The 26,392-nt window shown below is 60.9% G+C and carries 22 protein-coding genes; 13 read left to right on the top strand and 9 right to left on the bottom strand.

Translation table 11 applies throughout. The features are described from left to right. Nucleotides 1-66 precede the first annotated feature (66 nt). Nucleotides 67-198: a hypothetical protein gene (locus DES53_RS33865; RefSeq protein ID WP_281270163.1), complete on the bottom strand. Its 132-nt coding sequence runs from the start codon at nt 196-198 to the stop codon at nt 67-69. Here DES53_RS33865 and DES53_RS15520 point away from each other — a divergent pair. The 6 genes from DES53_RS15520 (at nt 197) to DES53_RS15495 (ending at nt 8,414) form a co-directional block, all read left to right on the top strand. Continuing rightward, complete coding sequence (locus tag DES53_RS15520; RefSeq protein ID WP_113959200.1) at nt 197-892, top strand: carbonic anhydrase; 696 nt, start codon at nt 197-199, stop codon at nt 890-892. The genes DES53_RS33865 and DES53_RS15520 overlap by 2 nt on opposite strands. A 187-nt stretch (nt 893-1,079) precedes the next feature. Further along, nucleotides 1,080-3,005 (top strand): hypothetical protein, encoded by a 1,926-nt coding sequence (locus DES53_RS15515; protein ID WP_113959199.1) that lies wholly within the window; start codon nt 1,080-1,082, stop codon nt 3,003-3,005. 78 nt (nt 3,006-3,083) lie between these two features. After that, entirely contained in the window at nt 3,084-4,808 is a 1,725-nt protein-coding gene (ilvD, locus tag DES53_RS15510) for a dihydroxy-acid dehydratase (protein ID WP_113959198.1), read from the top strand. A 150-nt stretch (nt 4,809-4,958) separates the two neighbouring features. Next, a complete protein-coding gene (locus DES53_RS15505; protein WP_113959197.1) occupies nt 4,959-5,552 on the top strand; it encodes a hypothetical protein in 594 nt (197 codons plus the stop codon). Nucleotides 5,553-5,580: 28 nt separating this feature from the next. Continuing rightward, nucleotides 5,581-7,170 carry a DUF1800 domain-containing protein gene (locus DES53_RS15500; RefSeq protein ID WP_113959196.1) on the top strand — a complete coding sequence of 530 codons (1,590 nt, stop codon included), beginning with the start codon at nt 5,581-5,583 and terminating at the stop codon, nt 7,168-7,170. A 23-nt stretch (nt 7,171-7,193) separates the two neighbouring features. Continuing rightward, on the top strand, nt 7,194-8,414 hold the full coding sequence (locus DES53_RS15495) for a DUF1501 domain-containing protein (protein WP_113959195.1): 1,221 nt from the start codon (nt 7,194-7,196) through the stop codon (nt 8,412-8,414). 400 nt (nt 8,415-8,814) lie between these two features. On the opposite strand, the gene tkt is transcribed toward DES53_RS15495, so the two are convergent. Further along, nucleotides 8,815-10,794 carry a transketolase gene (gene tkt / locus DES53_RS15490; protein WP_113959194.1) on the bottom strand — a complete coding sequence of 660 codons (1,980 nt, stop codon included), beginning with the start codon at nt 10,792-10,794 and terminating at the stop codon, nt 8,815-8,817. A 374-nt stretch (nt 10,795-11,168) separates the two neighbouring features. Continuing rightward, the gene (locus DES53_RS15485) at nt 11,169-12,617 is read right to left on the bottom strand and encodes a hypothetical protein (protein ID WP_113959193.1); all 1,449 of its coding nucleotides are present in this window, start codon (nt 12,615-12,617) and stop codon (nt 11,169-11,171) included. 124 nt (nt 12,618-12,741) lie between these two features. Between DES53_RS15485 and DES53_RS15480 the strand changes: the two genes are divergently transcribed. From DES53_RS15480 to DES53_RS15470, 3 genes are all read left to right on the top strand, one after another. Next, a complete protein-coding gene (locus DES53_RS15480) occupies nt 12,742-13,626 on the top strand; it encodes a helix-turn-helix domain-containing protein (protein WP_113959192.1) in 885 nt (294 codons plus the stop codon). 202 nt (nt 13,627-13,828) lie between these two features. Next, complete coding sequence (locus DES53_RS15475) at nt 13,829-14,299, top strand: CesT family type III secretion system chaperone (protein WP_147263430.1); 471 nt, start codon at nt 13,829-13,831, stop codon at nt 14,297-14,299. Between the two features lie 333 nt (nt 14,300-14,632). Further along, nucleotides 14,633-15,052 carry a hypothetical protein gene (locus tag DES53_RS15470; RefSeq protein WP_113959190.1) on the top strand — a complete coding sequence of 140 codons (420 nt, stop codon included), beginning with the start codon at nt 14,633-14,635 and terminating at the stop codon, nt 15,050-15,052. Between the two features lie 14 nt (nt 15,053-15,066). On the opposite strand, the gene mnmM is transcribed toward DES53_RS15470, so the two are convergent. From mnmM to secG, 4 genes are all read right to left on the bottom strand, one after another. After that, nucleotides 15,067-15,687, bottom strand: a complete 621-nt coding sequence (gene mnmM / locus DES53_RS15465; RefSeq protein ID WP_113959189.1) for a tRNA 5-(aminomethyl)-2-thiouridylate-methyltransferase MnmM — start codon at nt 15,685-15,687, stop codon at nt 15,067-15,069. Nucleotides 15,688-15,785: 98 nt separating this feature from the next. Then, complete coding sequence (locus tag DES53_RS15460) at nt 15,786-16,850, bottom strand: NAD(P)/FAD-dependent oxidoreductase (protein ID WP_113959188.1); 1,065 nt, start codon at nt 16,848-16,850, stop codon at nt 15,786-15,788. A 44-nt stretch (nt 16,851-16,894) separates the two neighbouring features. Beyond that, nucleotides 16,895-17,671: an enoyl-ACP reductase FabI gene (locus DES53_RS15455; RefSeq protein WP_113959187.1), complete on the bottom strand. Its 777-nt coding sequence runs from the start codon at nt 17,669-17,671 to the stop codon at nt 16,895-16,897. Nucleotides 17,672-17,935: 264 nt separating this feature from the next. Next, entirely contained in the window at nt 17,936-18,583 is a 648-nt protein-coding gene (gene secG, locus DES53_RS15450; protein WP_113959186.1) for a preprotein translocase subunit SecG, read from the bottom strand. Nucleotides 18,584-18,751: 168 nt separating this feature from the next. Here secG and DES53_RS15445 point away from each other — a divergent pair, with 168 nt between their 5' ends. The 3 genes from DES53_RS15445 (at nt 18,752) to DES53_RS15435 (ending at nt 23,015) form a co-directional block, all read left to right on the top strand. Continuing rightward, nucleotides 18,752-21,757, top strand: a complete 3,006-nt coding sequence (locus tag DES53_RS15445; protein WP_113959429.1) for a M28 family peptidase — start codon at nt 18,752-18,754, stop codon at nt 21,755-21,757. 7 nt (nt 21,758-21,764) lie between these two features. Then, a complete protein-coding gene (locus tag DES53_RS15440; protein WP_113959185.1) occupies nt 21,765-22,367 on the top strand; it encodes a hypothetical protein in 603 nt (200 codons plus the stop codon). Nucleotides 22,368-22,460: 93 nt separating this feature from the next. After that, a complete protein-coding gene (locus DES53_RS15435) occupies nt 22,461-23,015 on the top strand; it encodes a hypothetical protein (RefSeq protein ID WP_113959184.1) in 555 nt (184 codons plus the stop codon). Nucleotides 23,016-23,100: 85 nt separating this feature from the next. On the opposite strand, the gene DES53_RS15430 is transcribed toward DES53_RS15435, so the two are convergent. Next, nucleotides 23,101-23,391, bottom strand: coding sequence for a hypothetical protein (locus tag DES53_RS15430; protein WP_113959183.1), 291 nt, complete (start codon nt 23,389-23,391; stop codon nt 23,101-23,103). Between the two features lie 24 nt (nt 23,392-23,415). Continuing rightward, nucleotides 23,416-24,216 carry a lipid II flippase family protein gene (locus DES53_RS15425; RefSeq protein ID WP_113959182.1) on the bottom strand — a complete coding sequence of 267 codons (801 nt, stop codon included), beginning with the start codon at nt 24,214-24,216 and terminating at the stop codon, nt 23,416-23,418. A 141-nt stretch (nt 24,217-24,357) separates the two neighbouring features. Here DES53_RS15425 and DES53_RS15420 point away from each other — a divergent pair, with 141 nt between their 5' ends. Continuing rightward, on the top strand, nt 24,358-26,265 hold the full coding sequence (locus DES53_RS15420) for an ABC-F family ATP-binding cassette domain-containing protein (RefSeq protein ID WP_113959181.1): 1,908 nt from the start codon (nt 24,358-24,360) through the stop codon (nt 26,263-26,265). Nucleotides 26,266-26,392: the final 127 nt, after the last annotated feature.

The following is a 26,392-nucleotide window of genomic DNA, read 5'->3' as shown; positions in this document are numbered from 1 at the left end:
TTCTCCGTTTTGCTCAACCTCCACTGATTTTGCCTGAATCCAGTCCGTGTCTTTCTAGAGAAAAATTCACTCTTTAGTGCTGGCGATTTTCTCCGTCCCTGCGAGATCCCCGGCGCTTCCGGTCACGCCCTTATCATCAGGCACATCCCACGGATGCGGCATCTTTGCCGATGCCATCCCCGTCAAAATCATCTCCATGAAAACGAAAGTTTGTCTTCTGACCACCATGGTCGCCCTCTCCGTTTCTCTTGCAGCCTACCTTCAGGCCAAGGACCCGGCACCCTCGGAAGCCGCTCCCACGGTTACCGGTGCCGAAGCACTCAATCTTCTTAAAGAAGGGAATGTGCGCTTCGTGGCGGACAAGCTCAATCACCCGCACCAAGACCGCACCTCCCGCGCAGAGCTCGCCAAGGGCCAGCATCCCTTCGCCATCGTCCTCGGATGCGCGGATTCCCGTACTTCTCCCGAGCTCGTGTTTGATCAGGGTCTCGGTGACCTCTTCGTGATCCGTGTCGCGGGCAATGTGCTCAATGATGAAACGATAGGCAGCATCGAATACGCCGTGGAACACCTCGGCAGCCCGCTCATCGTGGTGCTGGCCCATGAGCGCTGCGGCGCCGTGAAGGCCGCTCGTGATACCATCGCCACCAATGGCAAAGCACCGGGCCACATCCAGTCGCTGGTCAAGGCCATCGAGCCCGCCGTGGCCACCACGTCCTCCGCCGATGCCGAAACGACCGCCAAGGCCAACGCCCTGCACGTGGCCAAAACCCTCCGCGAGTCCGAGCCCTTCCTGAAAGAAAAGGCCGCGGCTGGCAAGCTCACCGTCGTGGGCGCGCACTACGACCTCGACACGGGCAAGGTGGAGTTCCTCAGCGAAGGCGCCAAGTAAGCAGATTTAGCTTCGAGCGTTTCGCCGGGAGGGCCATGCTGGCCTTCCCGGCTTTCTATTGCTCAGCAGACGCCAGGTATCGGGAGCATTCCTCTCCAGAATGGATTCGGTGGGTGCTCGAATAGTCTGGCGCGAAGAGCCGTCCCTGTGTTGACTCTTCGCAATCGAGAATCCTGGATGTCATCCCATGATGCAGAACTGCACAGTCATCATCCTGCTCGCAGCCTGCTTGAGTGCCGCCACACCTGTGTGCGGTAAGGCTGAGGCGCAGCCCATCATGGAAGTACGGCAGCGCATCATCCGCGCCCCCGAATCCGCCATCATCGAAGCGGTAATGACCCACGGCCAGGGAGCTGCATTCGCGGCGGAAGTGCAACGAATGGTCACGGCGGGCGAAGCACATGAGGTGTCCTCACTCGCAGGCGCTACGCAGGGAGACTCGCGACTTCAGATGGAGACGGGCAAAACCATCCAGTGGCCATGGGTGTGCGATGAGAACGAGGACAATTTCACCTCAACTCCCACTGATTTCTTTAGCGTGCTGCTTGGCTCCTCGCTGGAGGTCGCCGCACGGAAGAGTTACGCGATCAGGAACGAGCCTGGGACAGAGGTAGCCTGGGCCATGCACTTTTCTCCGCGAGACCCAACTACACTAGAGTGGCCGCTCGTCTGGCCTGCCAAAAAAGAACCCGGCGCAGGCATCTTCAAGCAGCAGGACCTTTATGAGGAACGCCTGACTGTGATTGGTTGGGCTCCGGCGTCCGGTTCGTCAGTGTTGGGATTCATGCGTCCGGCGGACCATGTGGAGATGGGTTCACGAAGAGAGGCGGTGCTCGATGTGATCCTGGCGGAAGCACACCCCCAGAGTGCCCCAGCTTCCAGCAACCAACCTGCCACGGAGTCCCTCGCGAATGTGATGCTGCTGGGCCTCGGCGTGAGTTCAGAAGATGCGCAAACGCTGCTCGAGAGTCGTGACATTTTGTCCGATCACTCGTTGTTGAAGGACCTCCTGCAACGACAACGCGCTGGCAAAGCCACCTTGCGCGTGGTCGCAGGTCTTCAGGCCACCAGCCCCGTCTACGATTCCGATCTCGAATCGATCAGGCGGCACAGCAGGCCCGCTGACACCATCGTATTTCCCACCTCTTGGGAGTGCGACACGGGTGTCGGAACTCAGCTTCGCATCCAGCGGAAGGCTATTCGTACCCTCGTGCTGGACCTCATGCAATCTCCGTGCCCGCCTCGGCAGCAGACATGGCAGTGCGCGAAGAACTCCCCTGAGATGACCATCTGGCGTCCCCAGTTCTACGAGCAGTCGGTGAGGACCACCACCACTGTTCCAGCGGATGGTGTCTCCCTCATCGCCATCATCCGCACGCCTGAATGCCTGAAGGACGGAGAAGGACTGGCACCGGGTGAGACGATGCTCTTGTTCGCCAGGCTGGATGAGACGCCGGCAGGTACCAAAGACATCGCACCGGAGGCGGCAGCTCAGCTCGAAGGGGAGGCCATGGTCTTCGAGGTGCTGGCCAAGGAATTCGATTCGTGGAATACAATGGGGTCACCCACAGAAGACCAATCCCGCCTCGAAAAATTGCTATTCCGGGTCAAGGAAGGTACCGCCACCCTGGCAGGGCATGCCGTCGTGAAGACCTTGCCGGGGAAGGCAGCGACCGTACGCATGGTGTACCTCATGGAGTATTGCGCCGAAGGAGATCCTGTGGAGGAGATACCCGGACGCTTCTGGCCGGGAGCGATGGGGATGATCCCGGTCGGCACCGCTTGGGCGATCACCGCGGAGATACCGTCTCCCACAGGCCCGTTCGACTTCTCAGCACCACCATCAGTCACCCTGACCTACAAGCTCAGCCACGATGCCGCCTTTCCTCGCCTGCCCACCTTGGATGAGACTCTGAAACACTTTCCCAAGGTTGCGGGCACCGTAGAGGCAGGCAGTCCTCCCGATCCGGTGGAATTCAAAGCCACTTGGGAAGGCAAGAAACAGGTAAAATCGGGACAGGCCATCTGCCTCGGTGTCCGCAAGATCCCAGGCGGAGATGACAGCAAGGTGCATGTGGCCTTTGTCAGGCTGACGCTGAAACCCGTACGGTAGCCCGCCTGCGGACTCGCGAGTGCTTGCACGCCGAGCGATTCGCCCCATCTTACCCGCCCGCTCACCCACCCATTCCCCATGTCAGCCCGAACCAAATCCGCCGCCAAGTCCGACCTGCACCGCAAGCATTCCGCCATCGTGGTGGATGGAGTGGAGCGCGCCCCGAGCCGCGCCATGCTGCACGCCGTCGGATTCAGCCGCGCGGACTTCAAGAAGTCGCTCATCGGCGTGGCGTCCACCTGGAGCATGGTGACCCCCTGCAACATGCACATCGACCGCCTCGCTAAGGAAGCGGCGAAGGGCATCGACGCTGCCGGCGGGAAGTCGATGATCTTCAATACCATCACGATTTCGGATGGCATCAGCATGGGCACGGAGGGCATGAAGTACTCCCTCGTTTCCCGTGAAGTCATCGCCGACTCCATCGAGACCGTGGTGGGTTGCGAAGGCATGGATGGCTACGTGGCCATCGGCGGTTGCGACAAGAACATGCCGGGCTGCATCATGGCCATGGCCCGCCTGAACCGCCCCAGCGTCTTCGTGTATGGCGGCACCATCCTCCCCGGCTGCGTGGGCCCGGAGAAGAAGGACGCGGACATTGTGACCGTCTTCGAAGCGGTGGGCAAGCACGCCAACTGCCAGATTAACGACAAGGAACTTATCGACATCGAAGAGCACTCCATCCCGGGTGAAGGCTCCTGCGGTGGCATGTACACGGCGAACACCATGGCCAGCGCCATCGAAGCGCTCGGCATGAGCCTGCCGAACAGCGGCGCCCAGTCCGCCGTGGGTGATGACAAGCTGATTGACTGCTTCGACGCCGGCGCCGCCGTGCTGAACATGATCAAGCTGGGCATCACCCCGCGTGACATCATGACGAAGGAGGCGTTTGAGAATGCCATCACGCTCATCATCACGCTCGGTGGCTCCACGAATGCGGTGCTGCACCTCATCGCCATGGCGCACAGCGCGGGCGTCAAACTCACCATCGATGACTTCACCCGCATCGGCAAGAAGACTCCGGTGCTCGCCGACCTGAAGCCGAGCGGCAAGTACTTCATGAACGACCTCGTGAAGATCGGCGGCACCGTGCCGCTCATGCGCATGCTCGTGGAGGAAGGTCTCATGCACGGCGATTGCCTCACGGTGACCGGTCGCTCCATGAAGGAGAACCTGAAGAAGTCCAAGATCGTCTACCCGAAGGACCAGACCATCGTGCAGCCGCTCGACAAGCCGCTCAAGAAGGACAGCCACCTCGTCATCTTCCGTGGCAACCTCTGCGCCGAAGGCGCCGTGGGCAAGATCAGCGGCAAGGAAGGCCTCCTGTTCTCCGGCAAGGCCATCGTATTCGATAGTGAGGAGAAGGCGCTCCAGGCCATCCTCAATGACAAGGTGAAGAAGGGCCACGTCATCGTCATCCGCATGGAAGGACCGCAGGGCGGCCCCGGTATGCGCGAGATGCTCTCCCCCACCAGCGCCATCATGGGCAAGGGACTCGGCAAGGACGTGGCCCTCATCACGGACGGACGGTTCAGCGGTGGCAGCCACGGCTTCGTGGTGGGCCACGTGACTCCGGAAGCCTATGTGGGCGGCACCATCGCCATCGTGAAAAACGGCGACCCCATCACCATCGATGCTCAGAAGCGCGAGATCACCCTTGGCGTTCCTGCCAAGGAAATCGCCGCCCGCCTCAAGGCCTGGAAGAAGCCCAAGCCCCGCTACACCCGCGGCATCCTGGCGAAGTACGCCGCCACGGTGAAGAACGCCAGCCAGGGCGCGGTGACGGATCTGGATGTGGTGTAGTCTGCCCTCTCCTTCGAGAACTTCTGAAAACCAAGCATCGGCAACGGTGCTTGGTTTTTTGTTGGTCATGATCACCATGAAACAACCCGGAGGCTGTAACCGTCCCACGCCTGCAGCGTCACACCCCTCAATCACCCACCGCTCACGGCCATGCTTTTCTCCCAGCAATTCTTCTACCTCCTCATCGGGCTTGGGGTCCTTTTCGGGCTGCCGGCGTTCTGGCTCTTCTCCCGCGGCATGTGGCCCGTGATGACAGAAAAATCCCGCGCGGCAGCCTCGCGTGGTTTGCTGGTGAATTTCCTCATCGGCGTCCCCGTCTTCGCCATCGCCCTGACCATCCTCACGGTAGGAGGCAAGCGTGGCCAGGTGGGCGGTATCATCGGCATCGCCGTCGTCAGCCTCGTAGCCATCTGGGGTCTCGCAGGACTCACGGGCCTGGCACTGCACATCGGCTCCCGGTTGTGGCCGGGATGTACTGGTGACGAAGCCTGGCGTGCCCTCTGGCGCGGAGGCCTGGTGGTTGCCGGGGTGCTGGCCATTCCCTTCATCGGCTGGTATGTGCTCTTCGCCGTGCTGTTGACCATCGGCCTCGGAATTCGCGTGCGGATGTGGTTCATGCGCGTCCCGCAACCCGAAACACAACCCTTTCCTGCTCCAGTTCCATCACCCTTGGTGACCACTGGTACGGTGACGACCCCACCGCTTCCCGCAAACGCGCCGCCCCTTCCTCAGGCCGTCGCTTGATTTTTGGGTTCACCTCGCTGTCGCTGCCATGTCCACGGACGGCATCTCCACCTCACGGCGCTCGCTCTTCAAGGCAGCCCTGGCCGGCACTGCGGCAGCGCTCACAGGTTGCGAACGATCTACGGCATTCTTTGGCGACCAGATGGGCCAATCCATCCCGCCGAACCTGACTCCGGCACAGAGTGCAGACATCGATCCCGACTTCCATCTGGTCTCGCGCGCCGGCTTTGGTCCCTGGCCCGGAGACCTCGCCAAGGTGAAGCAGATGGGCCGCGACGCCTGGCTGGAGGAACAACTTCACCCGGAGCGCATCGATGACTCTGCCGCCGATCTGCGCGCCGAGTGGTTTGAGTCCCTCTACATGGATGCGGGAAATGCGTGGGAGTTCCGCAAGGATGTGCTGCGTGATGAACTCACGCGCCATGCTGTCTTGCGCGCCGTGTATTCCAAGCGGCAGCTCTTCGAGGCCATGGTCGAGTTCTGGGGCGACCACCTCAACATCGATCTGGAGAAGACGGACTGCATCTACCTGCGCCCTTCCGATGATCGCGATGTGATCCGCAAGCATGCGATGGGCAAGTTCCGCGATCTCATCCTCGCCTCCGCGAAGTCGCCTGCGATGCTCACCTACCTCGATGGCCGCGATAACAAGGTCACGAAGAAGAGCCCGGTGCCGAATGAGAACTACGCCCGCGAGCTCATGGAGCTGCACACCATGGGCGTGAACGGTGGCTACACGCAGAAGGACATCTATGAAGCCGCGCGCTGCCTCAGCGGTTGGACTGTGGACCTGAAGATGCGCATGGCGGATGCGCTGAATCCCTTCAAGGCCCAGCGCGGTACGACTCACTTCAAGAAGGAATGGCACGACGACGGCACCAAGGAAGTGCTCGGTCACACCATCGCGGCCAAAGGCGGCGAAGCCGATCTGGAGCGCGTGGTGGACATCGTGTGCGCCCATCCTTCCACGGCGAAATACATCTCCCAGAAGCTGTGCCGACGCTTCATCAGCCATGAACCGCCACAGAGCGCGGTGGACAAAGTGACTGCTGAGTTCACCCGAACGTCGGGCGATATCAAGAGCACGCTGCGCGTGCTGTTCCAGAGTGAGGAGTTTGCAAATGCCCGCGGACAGCTCTTGAAGCGACCTTTCCGTTTCATCGTTTCTTCACTGCGCGCCGTCGCTGCCGATGTGGAGACCAGCTATGTGGGTCGTCGCGACAATCCTGCCGCAGCCGCCACTCAAGCTATCCAGGGCAAGCCACCGCGCATTCCTCTGGTGAGCTATCTCCATCCACTGGGTCAGCCGCTCTTCCGCCATCCCACCCCGGACGGCTATCCCGATGAGGAAACGCCGTGGCTCGGCACGCTGTTGTGGCGCTGGAACTTCGCCTTCGCACTAGGCGGAAGTTTTGTGCCTGACGTGAAGACGGAGGGCAACGCGCTGCGCAAGGCATTGGGCCTGCGCAAGGACTCCAAAGACAAGGCGTCGCGGCTCTTCGCCCACTGCATCGGTCGCAAACCTGCCGAGGCCGAACTCACTGCCTTGCAGTCTGTGGAAGATGATGCGGACCTGCTCGCACTCGTCCTCGCGTCTCCCGCTTTTCAACGCTGTTAATCCAGCCTGTATCCATTTCCATCATGCCCTCCTTCACCCGACGCGCCCTGCTTTCCAAGCTTGCCGTGGCTGCTGCTCCGCCGGTGGAGGATGCTGGTCGCCACACGCTCATCGTCGTCTTCCTTCGCGGTGGTGCGGACACGATGAATCTCGTGGTGCCGTACGCCGACGACAGCTACTACAAAGCGCGGCCTACCATCGCCATCAAGGCACCTACTGGCGATTCCGACAAGGGACGCGCACTGCGCCTGGATGATCGCTACGGCTTCCATCCGGCGCTGCAGCCCCTGCACGAGAAGTTCAACGAAGGCCGCCTCGCCATCGTGCAGGCCGTGGGCACAGACAACACCACTGGTTCCCACTTTGAGTGCCAGGACCAGATGGAACACGGTGATTCCATGGCTGCCTCCGCTGCAGGCGGAGGCTGGCTGGGGCGCTACCTCCGCACGCGTGCGAATTCCAAGCTCGGCCCGTTGAGCGCTGTGGCTCTCGGCACCACTCTGCCAGAGAGCTTGCGCGGCGCGCCGGTAGCCAGCGTGATGCAGTCGCTGGAAGAAATCGCCATCCGCACACCTTCCGGCAAACCCGATGCCGCTGCGGCTGTGCTCGCCGCGATGTACGGCGCGGATGTCACCCTGCTGGGAGCCCAGGGACGCGAAACACTCGACCTCTTCAAACGTGTCAGCGCCCTTCAGGAAGGCGGCTACAAGCCTGCCAACGATGCCAAGTATCCCAAGGACGGCTTCGGCAATGGCATGCGGGAGATCGCGCGCTTGATCAAAGCTCGGGTCGGTCTCGAAGTCGCCTGCATCGATGTGGGAGGCTGGGACACCCACTTCTTCCAAGGAACCACGGACAGCTTCCAGGCCGAGCGGGCCCGCATTCTCGCCGAAGGTCTCGCCGCCTTCGATGCGGATCTCAAGGATCAGCGCGGCAGCTTCACGGTGATGGTCACCACCGAGTTCGGTCGCCGTATTTACGAGAACGCCTCCCTCGGCACCGACCACGGTCGCGGCTTCGCTCTCATGACTTTGAGCAATCAGATCCAAGGCGGTCGCATCCTCGGCAAATGGCCCTGCGTCGTGGAAAACGATTCGCCCGCCGGCCCCGGCGGCATGCAGATCCAGCATGACTATCGCAGCGTGTTTGCAGAAGTGTTGCGTGGTTCGCTTGGGCTTGATTCTACAGCGGCGAGCACCGTATTTCCCAAGTGTGAGTTCGGCAAGGTGGGATTGGTGGCGTAGCCGATAAAGGGAAACTTGTGTGGCGAAGCCACCTTGGACTGCGTGCAGCCCTGCTGCCGCTTTCCTCAAGTGCAGCCTGCTGCACGCTTCACCGCGACGAAGTCGCCAACCTTCTCTGGACGCATCACCCTGCGAGCGAGTATCACCATCGCCACAGCAGGCTGTGGACTCTGGAAAGCGGCAGCAAGGCTGCGCACAGTCCAAGGACGCTTCGCGTCACAGCGTCTGGATCAGTCGCGTGTATCACGATGCCTTCCAATCTTGACGCACATTCGCAGAACGGGACCCATGAGAATCTCGCACGGCCTCTGCATTCCACACCATAACGGAAAAACGGGAAGCCGTCTCCAGCTTCCCGTTTCACAAAGTGTGATATTGATACTGCTCTTCGCAGCTCTGCCTAGCTCGCAGCCTTCACCACAGCCTCAGCAGTCATGCCGAGTTCCTTCATGACGGTATTGCCAGGGGCGCTGATGCCGAAGCGGTCGATGCCGAGTACCTTGCCGGCGGTGCCGACGTACTTCCACCAGAGGGCGGACACACCGGCCTCGATGGCGACGCGCTTCGTGCAGGAGGGCGGGAGCACTTCGTCACGATAGGCCTGCGTCTGGCGATCGAAGCGCTCAAAGCAGGGCACGCTGACGACGCGGACGCCGTCACCGAGCTGCTTCGCAGCTTCCACCACGTGCTGCACTTCGGAACCGCTCGCGAGGAGGATGGTCTTCAGGTCGCCCTTTTCCTTCACCAGCACGTAGCCACCCTTGAGGGTGCCTTCGCGGCGTGCGGCGGCGCTGGCGCTGCCCTGGTGCGGGATGTCCTGGCGGGTAAGAGCAAGGAGCGTGGGGCCATCTGGACGGCTGAACGCAGCGGCGAAGGCAGCGGCACACTCTTCGGCATCGCCAGGGCGGATGACGTCGAGGTTCGGAATAAGGCGGAGGCCGCTCACCGTTTCCACCGGCTGGTGGGTCGGGCCGTCTTCACCCACACCCACGGAGTCGTGCGTGAAGATGTAGGTTGCGGGAAGCTTGGCCAGGGCGGCGATACGCATGGACGCGCGGCAGTAGTCAGCAAACACCAGGAAGGTGGCGCTGCTGGCGCGGAAGAGACCGTCGTATTTGATGCCGTTCACCATCGCAGCCATGGCGTGTTCACGAATGCCAAACCACAGGTTGCGGCCGGTGGGCGTGTTCTTGGAGAAGTCGCCGCCGTCCTTGATGTAGTTCTTCGTGGAGCCGAAGAGGTCAGCGCTGCCCGTGATCATGTGCGGGATCGCCTTCGCCAGATGGTTCAGGATCTCGCCACCGCTGTTGCGGGTCGCGGCCTTGCCTTCGGCGGGATACTCAGGGATGAGCTTCAGCAGCTCTTCCGCGGTGTAGTCGTGATTGAGGGCGTCATCGAGCTGGGCCTTGAGCTCAGGGTTGGCCTTGCCCCAGGCTTCGAAGCGCTTCTGCCAGTCAGCCTTCGCGGCGACGCGCTTGTCCTTGAGCTCGGAGAAGTGGGCCTTCACTTCCTCGCTCACGAAGAAGTGCTGGTCAGCAGGGAGGCCGAGCGCCGCGCGGGCAGCGTCCACAAACTTCGCGCCACCTTCGCCGTGGGCCTTGGCGGTGCCGGCCACTTCGGGGATACCGCGACCGATCTCGGTCTTGGCGATGATGATCTTCGGCTTGTTGTTGTTGCTGGTCTTCGCCCGGTCGATGGCGCTGTAGATGTCGCCGAAGCTGTGACCGTCGATGGTGATGACATCCCAGCCCATGCCTTCGTACACCTTGGCGGTGTCTTCGCTCTGGGTGAGCTTGGCCATCGCGTCGAGGGTGACGTCGTTGGAATCGTAAATGAGGATCAGGTTGTCGAGGCCGTTGTGGCCGGCAAAAGCCACCGCTTCGCGGGCCACGCCTTCCTGAAGGCAGCCGTCACCGGCGAGCACGAAAATGTGGTTGTCGAGCAGCTTGAAGTCGGCGGTGTTGTACTTCGCCGCGGCCATCTTGCCGCTGATGGCGAAACCGACTGCATTGGCCACGCCCTGGCCGAGGGGGCCGGTGGTGCACTCCACGCCCACGGTCTCAAAGGACTCCGGGTGGCCGGGGGTATGGCTGTGAAGCTGGCGGAAGTTTTCCAGCTCCCTCATCGGCAGGTCATAGCCCGCGAGGTGCAGCCAGGTGTAGATGAACATCGAACCGTGGCCTGCGCTCAGGATGAAGCGGTCGCGATTGAGCCATTTCGGGTCGGTCGGGTCGCACTGGAGCATTTCTCCGAAAAGGACGGCGCCGATTTCCGCTGCGCCGAGGGGCAGACCAAGGTGTCCGGACTGGCACTTGTGCACCGCGTCCATGGCAATGCCACGGGCTTCATTGGCGGCTTTCTGAAGGATAGCTTTGTTCATTTACTTTGAGTATTGGGTGGGTGCGAGGAATGCCGGAAGGTGCGGAAAAAGGGCTGGCTACCTACCGCAACGGGGCCGATCTGCAAGGGCGAAGTGGACCCCTGCCCACCCCTCCGGCAAGGGGCTTCTGGTGAAGGGTTGGTCACAGAGACAGGAGGCTAAGGGCGGCTGCGGGTCGCCACGCCACAGAACGGCGGACAAGAGTGTCCACGCTCCTTTGGGCCGCCTCCGCATCTCTGCCTCCTCCAACTCGAGACACACCACCCCGAAGCATCCACAACCTACCCCACGCAGAGAATCTCCAATCCTCTGCGTCCTTTGCGCCTCTGCCCCTTTGCGGTTAACCCGAAATCACCCAGCACGCTCCACCTCTCCTAGCCACTCACCGCCAGCTTCTCGAGATCCGCGCGCGTGGTCTCGTACGTGGTGTTGTACACCATCGCCTCCGGATCCGGCTGCAGACCATGAAGCGAGCAGAACTCGGCGTACAGGTCCGGCCACCAGTTGTAGTGGTCCGTCTTGCCTTCATCCTTCCACTCACGCCAGCCGATGAGCACCTTGCTCCAGCAGTTGCTGCCGTACTCGATCGCCTGCTTCTGGTCACCAAAAGCGCTCACGTACCACTGCTTCCCGATGCTCGCGTGCAGGACTTCGTCCGCCCAGTCATAGTCCTGGAAGAGGCGGGCCAGCGGATCTCCAGACTCGGTTCCCACTTCCCACTCGAAGCGCTTGCCCGTCTTCGTCATCAAGCCCTGCTCGATGAAATACAACACGGCGTGCCGCTCCCAAGGTTTGAGCTGGGTGTTCAGGCCAAGCGCCCACGTGTGATTCACCAATACGAGGCGCGGCCAGTCGATGCCATTCGCCACGAAACCTATCTCACCCATCATCGCGTGTCTCGCTTCATCCCAAAGCTGGCGCGTCATGTCGCGGTAGTAGCCCCACGGCTTGTCCGTCGTTTCCGAGAGAATGGAGGCCATCATCTCCGGCACGTCGATTTCACGAAGCCGCTTGTAGTACATCATGAGCGTCTTGTCCCGTGCGCGAAACTTGGCGTCATAGAGGAATTCCTCTGCATGCACGCCCATGTTGTACGGATCGGGGAAACGCTCATCGCGTTGCGGCACCCCATCATACTTGAAGGGAGTCGCACTGTGGATCGGCGTCAGGTCTTCGGCGATACGCGGCTCTTGCGAACCATCGAGATCGCCGGCGGCATGCAGGAGATTCTCCAGCAGCTTCTGCCACTTCAACACCGCGTCACTGCGGATATCCTCCACGAGGCTACGCACCGCCTCCATCCCATACCGTTCCGCCTCCTCCATCTCCATGAGGGCAAACTTCAGGATCCGCACCGTGGGATGATCCGCAATCGGATGCGTCACATCCAGATGGCGCCGCATGCCCCAGATCAAAGCAGGGATCGCATACTCATAAACTCCGATGACCAACTCCTCCGTGGTGGGAGCATTCTGGATCTCATCAAAGAACACCTTGAGATGTTCATTCGGTATCTTCTCCAGCCCGAGCGGCGGCGTGCGCATCTCCGCCACACGCTCGCGCATGGCGCTGCAATGTTCCGCACAGTAGTGTGAGTGCAGGCTGAAAGCCATCTTCAGCTCATACACCGGCTCAGCTGTGAGGCGGGATTGGAAGATCTGCATGAGCCGCTTCAGCGCAAAGTGATAGCGCTTCACGCGATCCACGCAGTCATCGATGGAAAGCCCGGGCTTCATCGCATCTCCGAACGAAGCCAGCCCGGCCAGCGGGGGAAGGTTCTTGTACGGGCGATAGTTCGCCTTGAAGGATTCAATGGCAGTCATGCCCTGATTTTACCGGCATAGCCCTTTTCCAGCCACCCTGCCGTTTGCCGATATTCCCCGGATTTTGACCGCCGGGGCACCCAAAACTTGCCAGATCGGACAGAATGCTGGCAAAATAGCCCCCATGCGGGCGCAGTTCGAAGATGTGCATTGGACCGGTCACGAGTCGTTCCTCGTCCGGACGTTCGACCTGCCTCGCTTCACCGTGCCGTGGCACTTCCATCCTGAGCCGGAGCTCACTCTCATTCTGGAGGGCAGCGGAGATCGGTGCGTGGGAGATCACCTGGAATCCTTCCGCGCGGGTGACCTGGTACTGCTCGCGGGGAACCTTCCGCATTACTGGCACAGCCACGCGCATGCCCCATCCAGCAAAGCCAGGCCTTCTCGGGAACGTGCCCGTGCTGTGGTAGTGCATCTGCGCGAGGAGAACTTTGGTAGATCCCTGCTTTCGCTACCGGAGGCTGTTTCATGGAAAAAACTCCTGGAGCGTGCACGGCGTGGGCTGGCCTTCGAAGGAAGGACCGCTTCGCACGCCGCGAAGGACCTTGAGCGCCTCCCTGACAAGGAAGGTTCCCATCAGTTGCTCGCACTGCTCGGCATTCTGCAAACGCTGTGTGATGGCACAGCCGACACACGACCACTCGCCGGCGAGCACTACCTTCCAGCCTGTGATGATCACGCCGCGGATCGTGTACGGCGCGTGTATCAATTCATCTACGCTCATCTCGCCGATCCCATCGGGCTCGATGATCTCGCTCGCGCTGCCGGCATGAGCAGCGCCGCCTTCTGCCGCTATTGCAAACGGGTCACGGGACGCACGCCCACACGCCTGCTGAGCGAGTTGCGCATTACGCAGGCATGCAAACTTCTCACGGATACTTCGCAAAGTGTGAGCGAGATCGCCTTCGCGAGTGGATTCCAGTCCATCTCGAATTTCAATCGCGTCTTCCAGCAGATCAAAGCCACGAGCCCACAGACGTTTCGCAGGCAGCACGGGAGAACACATTGATATAGGATGTGTCGGTGTCGCGCTTCAGTCTCACACGTCTGACCTCGTTTGCGCACATCATCATTGAAGAGGAATTCAGATGGGAAGGTCTCGACGAGGCCTGAGAGTGGGCTTCCAGATATTTTTTGCTCGTGATGGCTAACCAGTGAGCAGAGAAGCCGAACTCTCCCTCGTCACCAGATTGTTCTCACTCACTCCGCAGATGTCTGAAATCCGTCAACATGCCAACGATCTTCTCCGTCTCATCCAGGAGTCACTTCCCATGGAGGGAGAAGCAGCTATCGAGTGGGACGAGAGCAACCAGTGCTGCCTTACCTTCGACGAAGACATCACCGTCATCATCACGCTCAATGAAACGGCGGAGACCATCTTCATGAACTGGATCCTCGGCGCCCTGCCGACCGCGCCCGGAGAGGTGACCAGCGCCATGCAGGAACTCCTGGAGGCGAATCACGAATGGAACCATACCGAAGGCGGCGCACTGGGTCTCGATTCCGAGACCGGCTTGGTGACACTCTCTTACCGCGTCGATCTCCCGTTGGAGGATGCCGCAGTGATTCAAGACATCATTGCCAGACTCTACAGCGTCTCCAGTCATTGGCAGAAGAGTCTCAACCTGGGCTATCCAGACGAGGCCGCGGCGTCGACACGCTCCGCCCACGTTCCTCCGTAAATCCACGCCAGGAAGCATCAATGACGGCACCGCGAAAAGCATTCCATCACACGATGCTGGCGGGGATCGGTCGAGCTGACTGAGGCGGCAACCAAGCCATCAGAGTTCGGATTACCGCCCGGTGGAGAATTGCATGGAGATGCCCACCCCATCTTTTGTGCCTGAGCAGCGATTCCTAAAAGAGGATCCAGCCACAAGATGAAGGGGCATGGGTGCAGTTTTATTAGGTCATTCAGATGTTTTGAACATCTTTAAAATCTGCTTTGTCTAACGTATGCAGAAACAACAAATATTGTTGTGAAATTATGGAAATTAGAGTAAACTGCCTTCGTTATGCCGCCCAAGTCTTCCGCCGCCTTTGCCCACCAGCCTGTTGCGAAGATGATTCTTCGTGAGCATCTCGCTCAGTTGGAGTCCTCTCTGGAAGAAACTCGCGGTCGGGTGCTCAGCGCCTTGGATGAAGAGCTGGCCTCCATCCGCCAGTGGATGGAATCGCTGAAGGATTTCGATACCGCCCTCACGGTCTACCGTCCCGAGGCTGAAACTTCAGCCGAAGGTTCAGAAAAAACCCCCTCGAAGTTCAAACCCTCCAAACCGAGCAATATCGTGGAACTCACCGCCCAGGACTTTGCCATGACCCCGGAACCGCTGCGCGAACCAGCGCTGGATCCCACTCTTGAGCAGGCGACGATGGACGAGCTGAACGCCGCCCTCGCTGCCGTGTTTGAGCACATGGGTCACAAACCCGCCTAAGTTCTCCTCCTTCTTCAAGCGTTCACGGCCCGTCGTCGCACCGCGATGCAGAAAGGCGTCGAGGATCGGAAGTTGAGGAAGCCGATGCGCTGAGCCTCAAACTCCATGGATGGCAGTGCCGTGATCAGGCACTCCACCGAGCTCGCCTCCTCCCTGCCACCCTCGTGACCAGGATATAGCACGACGGTCATGATGCCGTCCTCAGCGAGCCACTCCAGCGCAATGCGCACGGCTGCAAGTGAGGTTGCCTCTTGCGTGATGACTTTCTTGTCTCCGCCAGGCAGGTAACCAAAGTTGAACATCACCGTGCGCAGACGTCCGCGCGCCTCAGCCGGCAACAGCTCCGCCATGCGCTCGTGTCCGGCATGGTGCAGGGACACCTCCGCCAGCTGCTGAATGGTCAGATGGCTCGCCAGATTCTCACGCGTCTTTTCAATCGCCTGCGCTTGCAGATCGAACGTGAACACACGTCCGCCGGGAAGCACTCGTTGCGCCAGGAAGAGTGAGTCATGGCCGTTTCCCGCCGTGGCATCGACCACCCAATCGCCCGCACGCAGACGTGGCCCCACGATCTGATGCGACCACTGCACAGCAGTGGGAAGAGCGGTGAAGGAAGATGGAGATTCGGAAGGCATGGAGCAGCGGGGCCTACTCTATCACTCATAGTTCAACGCGATGCACTCACAGATCACCATGGCTCCCTGGCATCATGTCATCACGACGAGCGCGAGGTTCACCCATTCGCCCGCACATCCACCTCCGCTTCGATGGGCTTTCCGTCCCAAAAATGCTCCATCAGCATCCGCGAGAAGAACGGCGCACGCAGCACCCCCTTGGAGCCAAGTCCATTCAGGATCAACACGCGCTCATGCACGGGATGCCGGCCCACAATCAACTGCTGCCGCTTCACAATCGGTCTGAGACCGGTCTGTGAAGAGAGAATCTCAAATGGCACCTTCAACAACACGTGCAGCTTCCCTCGCAACTCTTCGGTGGATTCCTCAAGGCTCCGCGTGAAATCGAACTCATAGGTCGAGCCCGCGCGGTAGATCCCGCCATCACCCCGCGGCTGCATCCACCCGCCCCGCTGCACCATCCGGTGGTCGCGATAGTCCGCGCGCACATCCGCAATCACGCCGCGCGCGCAATCCCATTGCAGCCAGGGAAAGAATCGCGAGGCATGGCGTTCGTCAGCACCGCGGCAGAACACCGCGGCAGCATACCTCTCACCCTGCCATGTGACCATATCACTGGAAACATCCAGCTCGTCATCCTTGAAGGCGCCGGTAATCCACCTTCCCTTCGCAGAAAAGAATTCCTTGGATGCCTCCAGATACGCCACGGTATCGAGCCATGCCGCATCGGGCTGGCCGAAGCCGCCCAGCTCGTTGTGGAAGATGGACGCATCCACCTGCGCGTCCGCGGTGGTCGTATCCGCCCATCGCTGGATGTCAGGCTCGTCTCTGCGCAGCCCCCAGAACTTCAGTTCCCGCTCATTGCTGAAAAGCCGCACCATCGGCGAGGGATGGTAAAACGTTCCCCCCACCGCCTGCTCCATGCGCTGATAAAATACACGTGCCTCGGGCAGCAGTTCCTCCAGCCTCCAGCTCACCTTGAGCCTTTGGCCGGTGATGGGAGTCACCAGACCAGCAGCCACCTTTGAGGTGGTCCCTGGCTCACCCGGATCAAGTACCAGAAACGGCACTGCGCGCGCCCAGCATTGCCAGGCCACCGCAGTCCCCGCGAGCCCACCGCCCACAATCAACACGGGCAGTGCACTCGAACTCGCGGCGGACATGGCGTTTGCAGCCAGGCACTCCGCCCGGCTGCCATTCACTGAATTTACATGCCCATGATCTGGTAGCCGCCGTCCACGTAGAGCACCTGGCCGGTGATGGACGCTGCGCCATCGCTGGCGAGGAAGACACCCGTGGCGCCCAGTTCGGAAGGCTCGCAGCTGCGGCCAATCGGAGCATGCGCATCATAGTGCTTCAGCATTGCGCCAAAGCCGGCAATGCCACGCGCCGCGAGGGTATTCACCGGGCCAGCGCTGATACAATTCACACGGATCTTCTTCTTGCCCAGGTCGTACGCGAGGTAGCGCGTGCTGGCTTCCAGGGAGGCCTTGGCCACACCCATCACGTTGTAGTGGGGCACCACCTTCTCCGCGCCGTAGTAGCTCATGGCAATGATGCTGCCGCCGTCCGTCATGAGGGGAGCAGACTTGCGGGCGAGATGCACCAGCGAGTAGGCGCTGATGTTGTGCGCGGTCGCGTACGCTTCGCGGGAGGTGTTGATGAAGTCGCCTTCCAGAGCTTCCTTCGGGGCGAAGGCGATGCTGTGCAGGAGCAGGTCCACCTTGGGGGTGATCTCACTCACCTTGTTGAAGAAGGTATCGACTTCCTCGTCCTTGGTCACATCGCAGGGGAAGAGGGGGGTGTCCGAGCCAAAGGTGCCCGCCAGTTCTTCCACATTGTCCTTCAGGCGTTCGCCCTGGTAGTTGAAAATCAGCTTCGCACCCGCTTCCGCCCAGGCCTGTGCAATGGCCCACGCAATGCTGCGTTTGTTGGCGACTCCGAAGACGAGTCCGACTTTTCCTTCGAGTGGTTTGGCGTTCATGGGACGGCTTGCATAGGCTGAGTTCCGCCAAAGATCAACTTCAGGTCAGAAATGCAGAATGCCCAGACCGATTCTCGGAAGCGGCAAAGAGCACTCCCAAAGTAGCTTCGGCTTCAGCCGAAGTGGACGTTACCACTCGCTGGGCCATCCCGAGTTCGGCTGAAGCCGAAGCTACTTTAAGGACTCGTCTGAAAACAAAAAACCGTCCGGAGCACTCAGCTGCGGACGGTTGAAAATGAGGCGCTCGTGTCGCTCTCGCTACCCTTAGTTACCCGAAGGGGCAGGAGCGGGAGGTGCCGGAGGCGTGCTGGGCACGGGTGCGGGAGCCACCGGAAGCTCGCTTGCGGGCTTGTTCTCGGGAGCAGGCGCAGGGGCTGTAGGAGCAGGCGCAGGGGTGCTGGCCGGGGCAGCGGAAGGTGCGGGCGCAGGCGTCGGAGCCGGGGTAGGAGTGCTGGCTGGAGCAGCAGGAACAGCGTCGGCGGGCTTCACGGGCTCGGTCGGCTTGGTTTCAGGAGCAGGAGCCGCAGGCGCGGGAGCCGTAGCAGGCTTGTTTTCCGCAGGGGCAGGGACTGCAGGAGCGCCCGGAACGGGTGCCGGGGTCTCAGGCGCGGCAGGAGCCACCACGGGAGCGGGAGCGCTGCCTTCACCCGCCAGGGAAGCCTTGGGCTTCGGAGCGTTGTGCGCCAGAAGCGCCGCCAGGACGAAGGTCAGCAAGAACATCAAACCGCCAAGCCACGCCGTGCCCTTCTGCAGCACATTGGTCGCTTGCGCACCGGCCAGAGAGTCCATCATGCCAGCGCCGAAAGTCGCACCAAGACCCTCCTGACGCGGGCGCTGCATCAGGACGATGAGGACGAGGAGCAGACAGACGATCGCCGTCAGCACCATGAGGAAACCGATAAGAATGGACATAAGGGGTCGCAGTATGGCACCGTGCGCCCTCTTGGCAAGGGAAACCGCGTCCCCGGCGGAGCTCCTGCCACGCCACCCTATTGGCCCATGCTTGCGGAGTGCTGCCCGGCCAGCTTTTTCCCGTTGCAGCCGCAGATCTCGCTCCGTATTCAACCTGAACCGCAAGAGATGAAAGCCCCGCACCTCCTCGCCTCCACTCTTTTCGCCGCTGCCGCCACCCTCCTCACGCCCTCCCCTTCCCGGGCGGACGAGGCAGCTTTTTTGACCGGCATCCGCCAGCTCACCTTTGAAGGCAAACGCGCCGGGGAGGGCTACTTCAGCGCGGACGGGAAGAAGATGATCTTCCAGAGTGAGCGTGAGGCGGACAACCCCTTCTACCAAATCTACCTGATGGATCTGGAAACCGGCGACCAGCGCCGCGTTTCCCCCGGCTTTGGAAAGACCACCTGCGCCTGGATCTACCCGGATGACAATCGCATCCTCTTCGCCTCCACCCACCTCGACCCGGAAGCAAAGGCCAAGCAGGACGCCGAGTTCAAGGAACGCCAGAGCAATCGCGTGCGGAAGTACTCGTGGGACTACGACGAGCACTTTGACCTCTTCTCCTATTCACTGTCCGACAACAAGCTCACGCAGCTCACCAGCTCCGTCGGCTACGATGCGGAGGGTGCCGTCTCCCCGGATGGACGCCAGATCGTCTTCGCCAGCAATCGCGCCGCCTATGAAGGCCAGCTCAGCGCCTCCGACGCAGAGCGCCTGAAGATCGACAAGCAGTACTTCATGGACATCTACGTGATGAATGCGGACGGCACGAACGCGCGCCGCCTCACGGATGTACCCGGCTATGATGGCGGCCCCTTCTTCAGCGCGGATGGCTCGCGCATCTGCTGGCGGCGCTTTGATGAGAAAGGCATGACTGCCGAGATCCACACCATGAAGACAGATGGCTCCGACCAGCGCCAGATCACCAAGGTGGGCGCCATGTCCTGGGCACCGTATTTCCACCCCAGTGGTGACTACCTGATCTTCACAAACAACGTGAACGGCTTCGCCAACTTCGAGCTCTACATCGTGGACGCGCTGGGCAAACACGACCCGGTGCGCATCACCGGGACGGATGGCTTCGATGGACTGCCGGTCTTCTCTCCCGATGGCAAGAAGCTGAGCTGGACCAGCGGCCGCACGGCGAACAGCAACTCGCAAATCTTCATCGCCGACTGGAATGATGCCGCGGCACGCAAGACCCTGGGACTGGACAAGCCCAGCACGGGCGCCGTCGCTGAGAAAGGCACGGCACCCAAACCCGGCACTGTGGAGCCACCCCCGGGCGCACCGGATCTCTCCACCACCAGTGCAGAGATCACACCCGCGGACATGAAACAGCACATCACCTACCTCGCGAGTGATGCACTGCAGGGCCGCCTCACGGGCACACCCGGCGAAAAACTCGCCACCGAGTACATGGCCAGCGTCTTCCAACAACTCGGCCTGGTTCCCTTCGGTGATGACAACACCTACTACTCAAATTTCGAATTCACCGCCGGCGTGGCCCTTGGTGAGGGAAACAAGATGGAACTCACCAGTGCCTCGCAGAAGATGCATCTGACGAGCGATCAGGACTGGCGCCCCCTATCCTTCTCCCAGACGGGCGATATCGCCGCCTCGGAGATCGTCTTCGCGGGCTATGGCATCGAAACGCCGGACAACTGGACGGACAGCAACGGCAAGAAACTCGAGCCGTACAGCAGCTACTTCCATCTCGACGTAAAAGACAAGTGGGTGCTTGTGCTGCGCTACCTGCCGGAGAATCTTTCCCAGGATCGTCGCAACGAACTGCTCCGCTTCACCAGCCTGCGGCACAAGGCCCTCACAGCACGACAGAAAGGCGCGCGCGGCATCATTGTTGCCAGCGGCCCCAACAGCAAAGTCGTGGAGCAGCTTGTGCCACTCACCTTCGATGCCTCACTCGCCTCCTCCGGCATTGCGGCAGTGAGCGTTACCGATGCGACAGCGGATCGAATTCTCGCCGCTGCGGAAATCGGAAAGACACTGGTCCAGCTCCAGTCCGATCTGGACAAAGGCGATCCCATCCAGGGCATTCCCCTCGGCAAGCTGAAGCTGTCCGCACACATCGCCATCGCCCAGGAAAAGAAGAAGGGCCGCAACGTGCTGGCCGTCCTCTGCAAGGGCACGGAGCCCGACTTCCACACCGCGCCCATCATCATCGGTGCGCACATCGATCACCTCGGCACCAATGGCGGCTCCAGCTCGCGCGCGAAAGGCGGCGACGTGCACAAGATTCACCATGGCGCGGATGACAACGCCTCAGGAAGCGCCGGTGTGCTGGAAATTGCCCAGTGGCTGGTGGACATGAAGAAGCAGGGCAAGCTAGACCAAAAGCGCGACATCCTCTTCGCCGCATGGTCCGGGGAAGAGCTCGGCCTGCTGGGCTCCACCCACTTCTGCGAGAGCCTGGCGAAGATGATCAAAGGCGATCCCAACGCCAAACTCACCGGCATGCTCGCCGCCGTGCTGAACATGGACATGATCGGCCGCTTCAACAAAAACCTCGTCCTGCAGGGCGTGGGCAGCAGCTCCTGGTGGCCGCGTGAGATCGAGCAGCGCAATGCGCCGCTGGGCATTCCCATCACCACACAGAATGACGCGCATCTCGCCACGGACTCCACCACCTTCTACACACGCGGCATCCCCACGTTGAATGCCTTCACCGGCGCACATGAGGACTACCACATGCCCTCCGATACAGCAGACAAGATCAACTACGAGAAGGCCGCGCAGGTGGCGAAGTTCATGGGGCTCGTCACGCGTTCACTGTCCACCACCTTTGATGCGCCGGACTACATCGCCATGGAAGCGCCGAAGAATCAGGGCACACGCACGGGATTGCGTGTCTACCTTGGCACCATCCCCGACTACGCGCAGGGTGACATCAAGGGCGTGAAGCTCAGCGGCGTGTCTCCCGTGGGCCCGGCTGCGAAGGCAGGCGTGAAGGCGGGCGACATCATCACCAAGCTCGGGGACAAGGATATCCAGAACATCTATGACTACACCTACGTCATGGGTGAGATGAAGATCGGCAAGGAGACCACCATCATCGTCCAGCGGGAGGGCAAGCCCGTGGAGTTGAAAATCGTTCCGGGCTCGCGAGACTGAGCGCCGCATGGCACTCACGTGGCAGGTCACCCAGCAGGACACGCTTCGCATTCAGGACCGCGCCAACGGTGGCCCGGTGATCTGGGTGTGTGCCGGGATTCTCCTGTTGGTAGGCGCGAAGTTTGGGTGGTGGCTGCTGCTGGCCCTGGGTGAAATGGCGCGGGCCGTACTCCATGCGGACTTCGGCTACATGTTCACCTACATCTTTGGCCTCATCCTCCTGGTGGTGATGACCGCCGCCTTTGTGCTTCCCGGACTCTGGATGCTCTTCGCCCGGAGTGTGGTGGAGGTGCATCCTGCGGAAGGCTACATCTCTGAGATGCGCGACTACGTGGCGTGGCGGAAGACGAAGCGGCATGAGATTTCTGAAGTGTCTGCGGTGCGGGGCACTCACGAAGTGAGCCAGAATAGAAGCAACTCCACCGTCGAGAAGTACCGGCTCGATGTCACTTTGAAGGGAAAAGGTACGAACGAATTCCTCGCCGCTCAGCCCGACACTCGCGAGCGTGCACAGGAGCTTGGCGCACTCATTGCTGCAAAGATAGGCGTGCCCTTCTTGGATCACACCCTTAAGCGCGACAGCTACGAAGACTTTCGGTATGAGCGCTAGGTCTGACACAACAATGCCTTGAAATAGGTAAAAGTCGTGACTCGCCTGTCACACTCCCGGATTTTTTGCCATTCCACTACGAAGTCCCATTCCATGAAAGCATCCCTCGTCCTCTCCGCCGTCGCGGCCCTTGTCGCCCTCGCCCCCCTCGCACCCGCACGTGAATCCCAGGTGTGGGGTCGCTCCCCCTCCAAGTACATCACCTGGAGCGTGGACCCCGCCACCAACGGCCTCTACTTCACCAATCAGGAAGGTTCCTCCTCCAAGCTCTGCGACGTTTCCGCGCCCACCGCACTGAAGCTCACCTTCTCGCCAGATGAAAAGTACGTCTTCGTGACAGATGGCTCCAGCATCGGCACCCGCGTCTCATTGTACAAGCGCAACTCGGGCGTGAAGTACTCGAAGGTCACCGCGTATGACTTCGACCTCGCCACCCAACGCCTCGCCCTCCAAGTGGAAACTGGCAAGGAGATCAGCAGCACCGTGCTGAAGAATTCCCGCTACCTCGACTGCGCCGGCTGGTCCAAGGATGGCCAGTGGGCTCACCTGACCCTGAGCGGCTCAGGATCGCTGAATGGTCGCAAGGTGGAGATTGATGGCTTCAAATGCTCGTTCAACCCGGCGCGCGGAGAATTCACCAACCGCTAAGCAAACAGGGTACACCTTCCATCATTCAAGGAAAGGGGGCTTCGTGCCCCCTTTTTCGTTGCGTGAAATGGGTCTGCCAGAGGTGTCAGTAACCGAACACGCGTTGTTCGACCACCGACATCGCTGACACCATGCGCAACACCTGCGGCAGGCAAAGCAAGCCGCCTAGATGCAGCAGGATGAATGGCTTCAAGCAGGTCTCCCGATGTTCCAGAGCCAATCGAATGGCGAGCATCGGAAGAAATCGCGACCAGCGCGCCATGTGGGCATCTGCCCGATAACTCGCAAAGAGAAACCATACCCAGCCGACAACACCCACCACCAATCCGGTGACAAAGAGCGGCGCCGTCCATGAATGGAAAAATTGCGGAATCATGAGTTCAGAGAATGAAGCATCCAGTCAAATCCACCGCGCCACCTGCGCAATCAACATGGCCGCTGGCACCAGGAGCAACTGCGCGAGAAGCACCCCAGCAAGACGCGCGCCCACCAATGACGTGACCGCCGCCCGGAACTGCCCCTGCCCCACCCGCTGCCGCGCGGCATCATCAGTCATCAGCGAGAGCTGTGGATCGAGTACCAGGAACATGATGATGGTCGCGAGGCCATTGATGATGGCGGAGAGGTTGCTGCAGGTCACCCGGAACTGGGGCTCCAAGGCACCGGCATACAGGGCAGCGAAAACACCCACCGTCCAAAGTGCGACCGCCACCACGTTGAGCACGATAAAATTCCACGAGAGCCCGCCACGCGTCTGCATGGCCCGGAGATTTCCACGTGAAGGCAGAGTGAGATAGCGCCGCATGAGCAGCAACCGGCGCGGATGCATGCCGTGGCACACCAGCCGGAACATCGAACGATGCACCTGCAACAACGCGACCGCACGCGAGAGAGCGCGTTGCGCCGTGGGTACCAGAATCGCGCCCACAGCGGTCGCCAACGCGGCAGCGCCGAGAATCCACTGAAAGTCTGCAAACAACGGAGCCATGGATTCCGCGAGGGAAACTTCGATGCGCTTCGCAAGGAAGGGTGCCTGAAAGGAATTCGAGGTCCGCGAGATCAGCACCAGCACATTGAAGAGCGTCAACGCTGTGGCGATGTGCCCCGTCCGGATTCCCGCAATACGGGCGGCATAAGCCAGGGTCCCGATGAGGTGGATGACAAACGTCAGACCGCAGATCACGAGCAGGTTGGTATCCATGCGACAGGCGCACTCTACCGCACCTCGTGCGCGCTGACATGCGATTTCCGGCAATCAAGTTGGAACCCCTCCCCACTTGCCCCACCTTCCAGACTGGCCTACAGCCTTCACCCGCCAATCCCCCCCCAGAACCCCTTCTGCATGCTCTCCGCCAACGAACTCACCCTCAGCTATGGCAATCACCGACTGCTGGACGGGATCACGCTGGCAGTGAACGAAGGCGAAAAGGTGGGCCTCGTAGGGCGCAACGGCACCGGCAAGACCAGCCTGCTGAAGATCCTCGCCGGCACGGAGCGCGCGGATACGGGCGACCTTTCCATTCGTCGCGGACTGCGCATCGGCTACCTGCCGCAGGAGTTTGAATTGGATGGGAGTCTGACGGTGCTGGAGAACATCCGCAACGGAGCCGCTGACCTCATCGACATGATCGCGCGGTATGAGGCGGGCGAAGGCAGCGAAGCCGAGCATGCGGACCTGCTGCATCACATCGAGGCGGCCGATGGCTGGAATCTTGATTCACGCATCAAGTCCATCGTCACGGCACTCTCTGCACCTCCGCTGGATGCCCCGGTGGGTCCACTCTCCGGGGGGGAGAAGCGTCGCGTGGCCCTGAGCCGTGCTCTCGTCTCACAGCCGGATCTGCTGCTGCTGGATGAGCCGACGAACCACCTCGACTCCGAATCCATCCGCTGGCTGGAAGATTACCTGCGCAGCTTTCCCGGCGCGGTGATCTTCGTCACGCACGATCGCTATTTCCTGGATGTCATCGCCACACGCATCCTCGAGCTCGCAGATGGGAAATGCTTCTCCCACGAAGGAAACTACACCGCCTATCTCGAGTCCAAGGCCGCACGCCAGGCCATCGCGGAGCAAACAGAACGCCGCCGTCAGCGTTTTCTGCGTACTGAGCTGGAATGGGTCCGCGCTGGCGTGAAGGCCCGCGGCACGAAATCGCGCCACCGGCTCGACATGTTCTATCAGATCGAAGGCCTGCAAGCCCCACCTGAGGAGCGCGAGATGGACCTCCTCCTGCCACCTCCGGCAGAAATCGGCAACGTGGCTGTGGAACTGGATGGCGCAGGCGCGATGGTCGTGGATGAGATGGGCCAGGAGCGCTGGCTGTTCCGCAACCTCACCGCTTCACTGAAGCCCGGACAATGCACCGGCATCGTCGGTCGCAATGGAGCGGGCAAGACCACTTTGCTGCGTCTCTGCATGGGCACACGCCAGCCCGATGAAGGCACCGTGGCCATTGGCAAGAAGGCCGCGTTCAACTACATCGACCAGGCGCGCATGCAGCTCAATGGCAACGGCACCGTGCTCGCAGAGGTGGTGGACCACGATGAGATTGTCTTCTTCGGAACGCAGAAGCTCGGCGCGCGCGGCTACCTGCGCCGTTTCCTCTTCAACGATGACCGCATCAATGAGAAAGTGGAGCTCCTCTCCGGCGGCGAGCGAGCACGATTGATGCTCGCCAAGGTGTTGAAGCGCGGCGGCAACATCATCGTGCTGGACGAGCCCACCAACGACTTGGACCTGCAAAGCCTGCGCATCCTTGAAGAAGCCCTGAGCGACTTCGATGGCACCAGCATCGTGGTGAGTCACGATCGCTACTTCCTCGATCGTGTGTGCGATCAAATCATCGCCTTCGAAGACGCCGGCGTGCACGTACAGGTTGGCAACTACAGCTACTACCTGGAGAAGCGTCGCGAACGTGAACAGCGCGACAAGGCCTACATCCAGGCCGCGAAGGTGGACAAGCAGCCCGCTGCGAACGCTGCTGCTGCATCGAAGACTTCAACGAAGCCTCGCAAACTGAGCTTCAAGGAAACGCGTGAACTCGAAGGCATCGAAGAAGCCATCCTCGCCGCCGAGGAGAAGGTGCAGACGCTCGACACGACGCTGAACGATCCCAGCTTCTACATCACCCGCTCCGCCGAAGCCCCTGCGATGATCGCGGAACTGGAAACGGCGAAAGCCGAAGTCGCACGGCTCTATGCCCGCTGGGAAGAGCTGGAAGGGATCAAGGCGGCGGCACAAGGAGCTTAGGCGTCCCGCCTGACAGCGGATGTTAGACCTCCGGTCTGACCGTCATGAAACGTAGCCCGCGTTAGCGGAGCCCACGAAGGAGGAATCCCTTCACAACGTGTCTTTGTTTCAGTGCGTGATGCCACCA

This window comes from Roseimicrobium gellanilyticum, from assembly GCF_003315205.1.
Classification (GTDB): Bacteria; Verrucomicrobiota; Verrucomicrobiia; order Verrucomicrobiales; family Verrucomicrobiaceae; genus Roseimicrobium; species Roseimicrobium gellanilyticum.
Note: the sequence above shows the minus strand (reverse complement) of the source record. Positions and strands in the feature narration are given on the sequence as shown.

Coding starts and splice junctions, on each gene's coding strand:
- tkt (WP_113959194.1), bottom strand. CDS start 10,794: ATGAACAAAGCTATCCTTCAGAAAGCCGCCAATGAAGCCCGTGGCATT.
- DES53_RS15470 (WP_113959190.1), top strand. CDS start 14,633: ATGCCGCCCAAGTCTTCCGCCGCCTTTGCCCACCAGCCTGTTGCGAAG.
- DES53_RS15425 (WP_113959182.1), bottom strand. CDS start 24,216: ATGGATACCAACCTGCTCGTGATCTGCGGTCTGACGTTTGTCATCCAC.
- DES53_RS15420 (WP_113959181.1), top strand. CDS start 24,358: ATGCTCTCCGCCAACGAACTCACCCTCAGCTATGGCAATCACCGACTG.
- DES53_RS15440 (WP_113959185.1), top strand. CDS start 21,765: ATGGCACTCACGTGGCAGGTCACCCAGCAGGACACGCTTCGCATTCAG.
- DES53_RS15445 (WP_113959429.1), top strand. CDS start 18,752: ATGAAAGCCCCGCACCTCCTCGCCTCCACTCTTTTCGCCGCTGCCGCC.
- ilvD (WP_113959198.1), top strand. CDS start 3,084: ATGTCAGCCCGAACCAAATCCGCCGCCAAGTCCGACCTGCACCGCAAG.
- DES53_RS15485 (WP_113959193.1), bottom strand. CDS start 12,617: ATGACTGCCATTGAATCCTTCAAGGCGAACTATCGCCCGTACAAGAAC.
- DES53_RS15435 (WP_113959184.1), top strand. CDS start 22,461: ATGAAAGCATCCCTCGTCCTCTCCGCCGTCGCGGCCCTTGTCGCCCTC.
- DES53_RS15475 (WP_147263430.1), top strand. CDS start 13,829: ATGTCTGAAATCCGTCAACATGCCAACGATCTTCTCCGTCTCATCCAG.
- DES53_RS15455 (WP_113959187.1), bottom strand. CDS start 17,671: ATGAACGCCAAACCACTCGAAGGAAAAGTCGGACTCGTCTTCGGAGTC.
- DES53_RS15515 (WP_113959199.1), top strand. CDS start 1,080: ATGATGCAGAACTGCACAGTCATCATCCTGCTCGCAGCCTGCTTGAGT.
- DES53_RS15505 (WP_113959197.1), top strand. CDS start 4,959: ATGCTTTTCTCCCAGCAATTCTTCTACCTCCTCATCGGGCTTGGGGTC.
- DES53_RS33865 (WP_281270163.1), bottom strand. CDS start 198: ATGGAGATGATTTTGACGGGGATGGCATCGGCAAAGATGCCGCATCCG.
- DES53_RS15500 (WP_113959196.1), top strand. CDS start 5,581: ATGTCCACGGACGGCATCTCCACCTCACGGCGCTCGCTCTTCAAGGCA.
- DES53_RS15495 (WP_113959195.1), top strand. CDS start 7,194: ATGCCCTCCTTCACCCGACGCGCCCTGCTTTCCAAGCTTGCCGTGGCT.
- secG (WP_113959186.1), bottom strand. CDS start 18,583: ATGTCCATTCTTATCGGTTTCCTCATGGTGCTGACGGCGATCGTCTGT.
- DES53_RS15520 (WP_113959200.1), top strand. CDS start 197: ATGAAAACGAAAGTTTGTCTTCTGACCACCATGGTCGCCCTCTCCGTT.
- DES53_RS15460 (WP_113959188.1), bottom strand. CDS start 16,850: ATGTCCGCCGCGAGTTCGAGTGCACTGCCCGTGTTGATTGTGGGCGGT.
- mnmM (WP_113959189.1), bottom strand. CDS start 15,687: ATGCCTTCCGAATCTCCATCTTCCTTCACCGCTCTTCCCACTGCTGTG.
- DES53_RS15430 (WP_113959183.1), bottom strand. CDS start 23,391: ATGATTCCGCAATTTTTCCATTCATGGACGGCGCCGCTCTTTGTCACC.
- DES53_RS15480 (WP_113959192.1), top strand. CDS start 12,742: ATGCGGGCGCAGTTCGAAGATGTGCATTGGACCGGTCACGAGTCGTTC.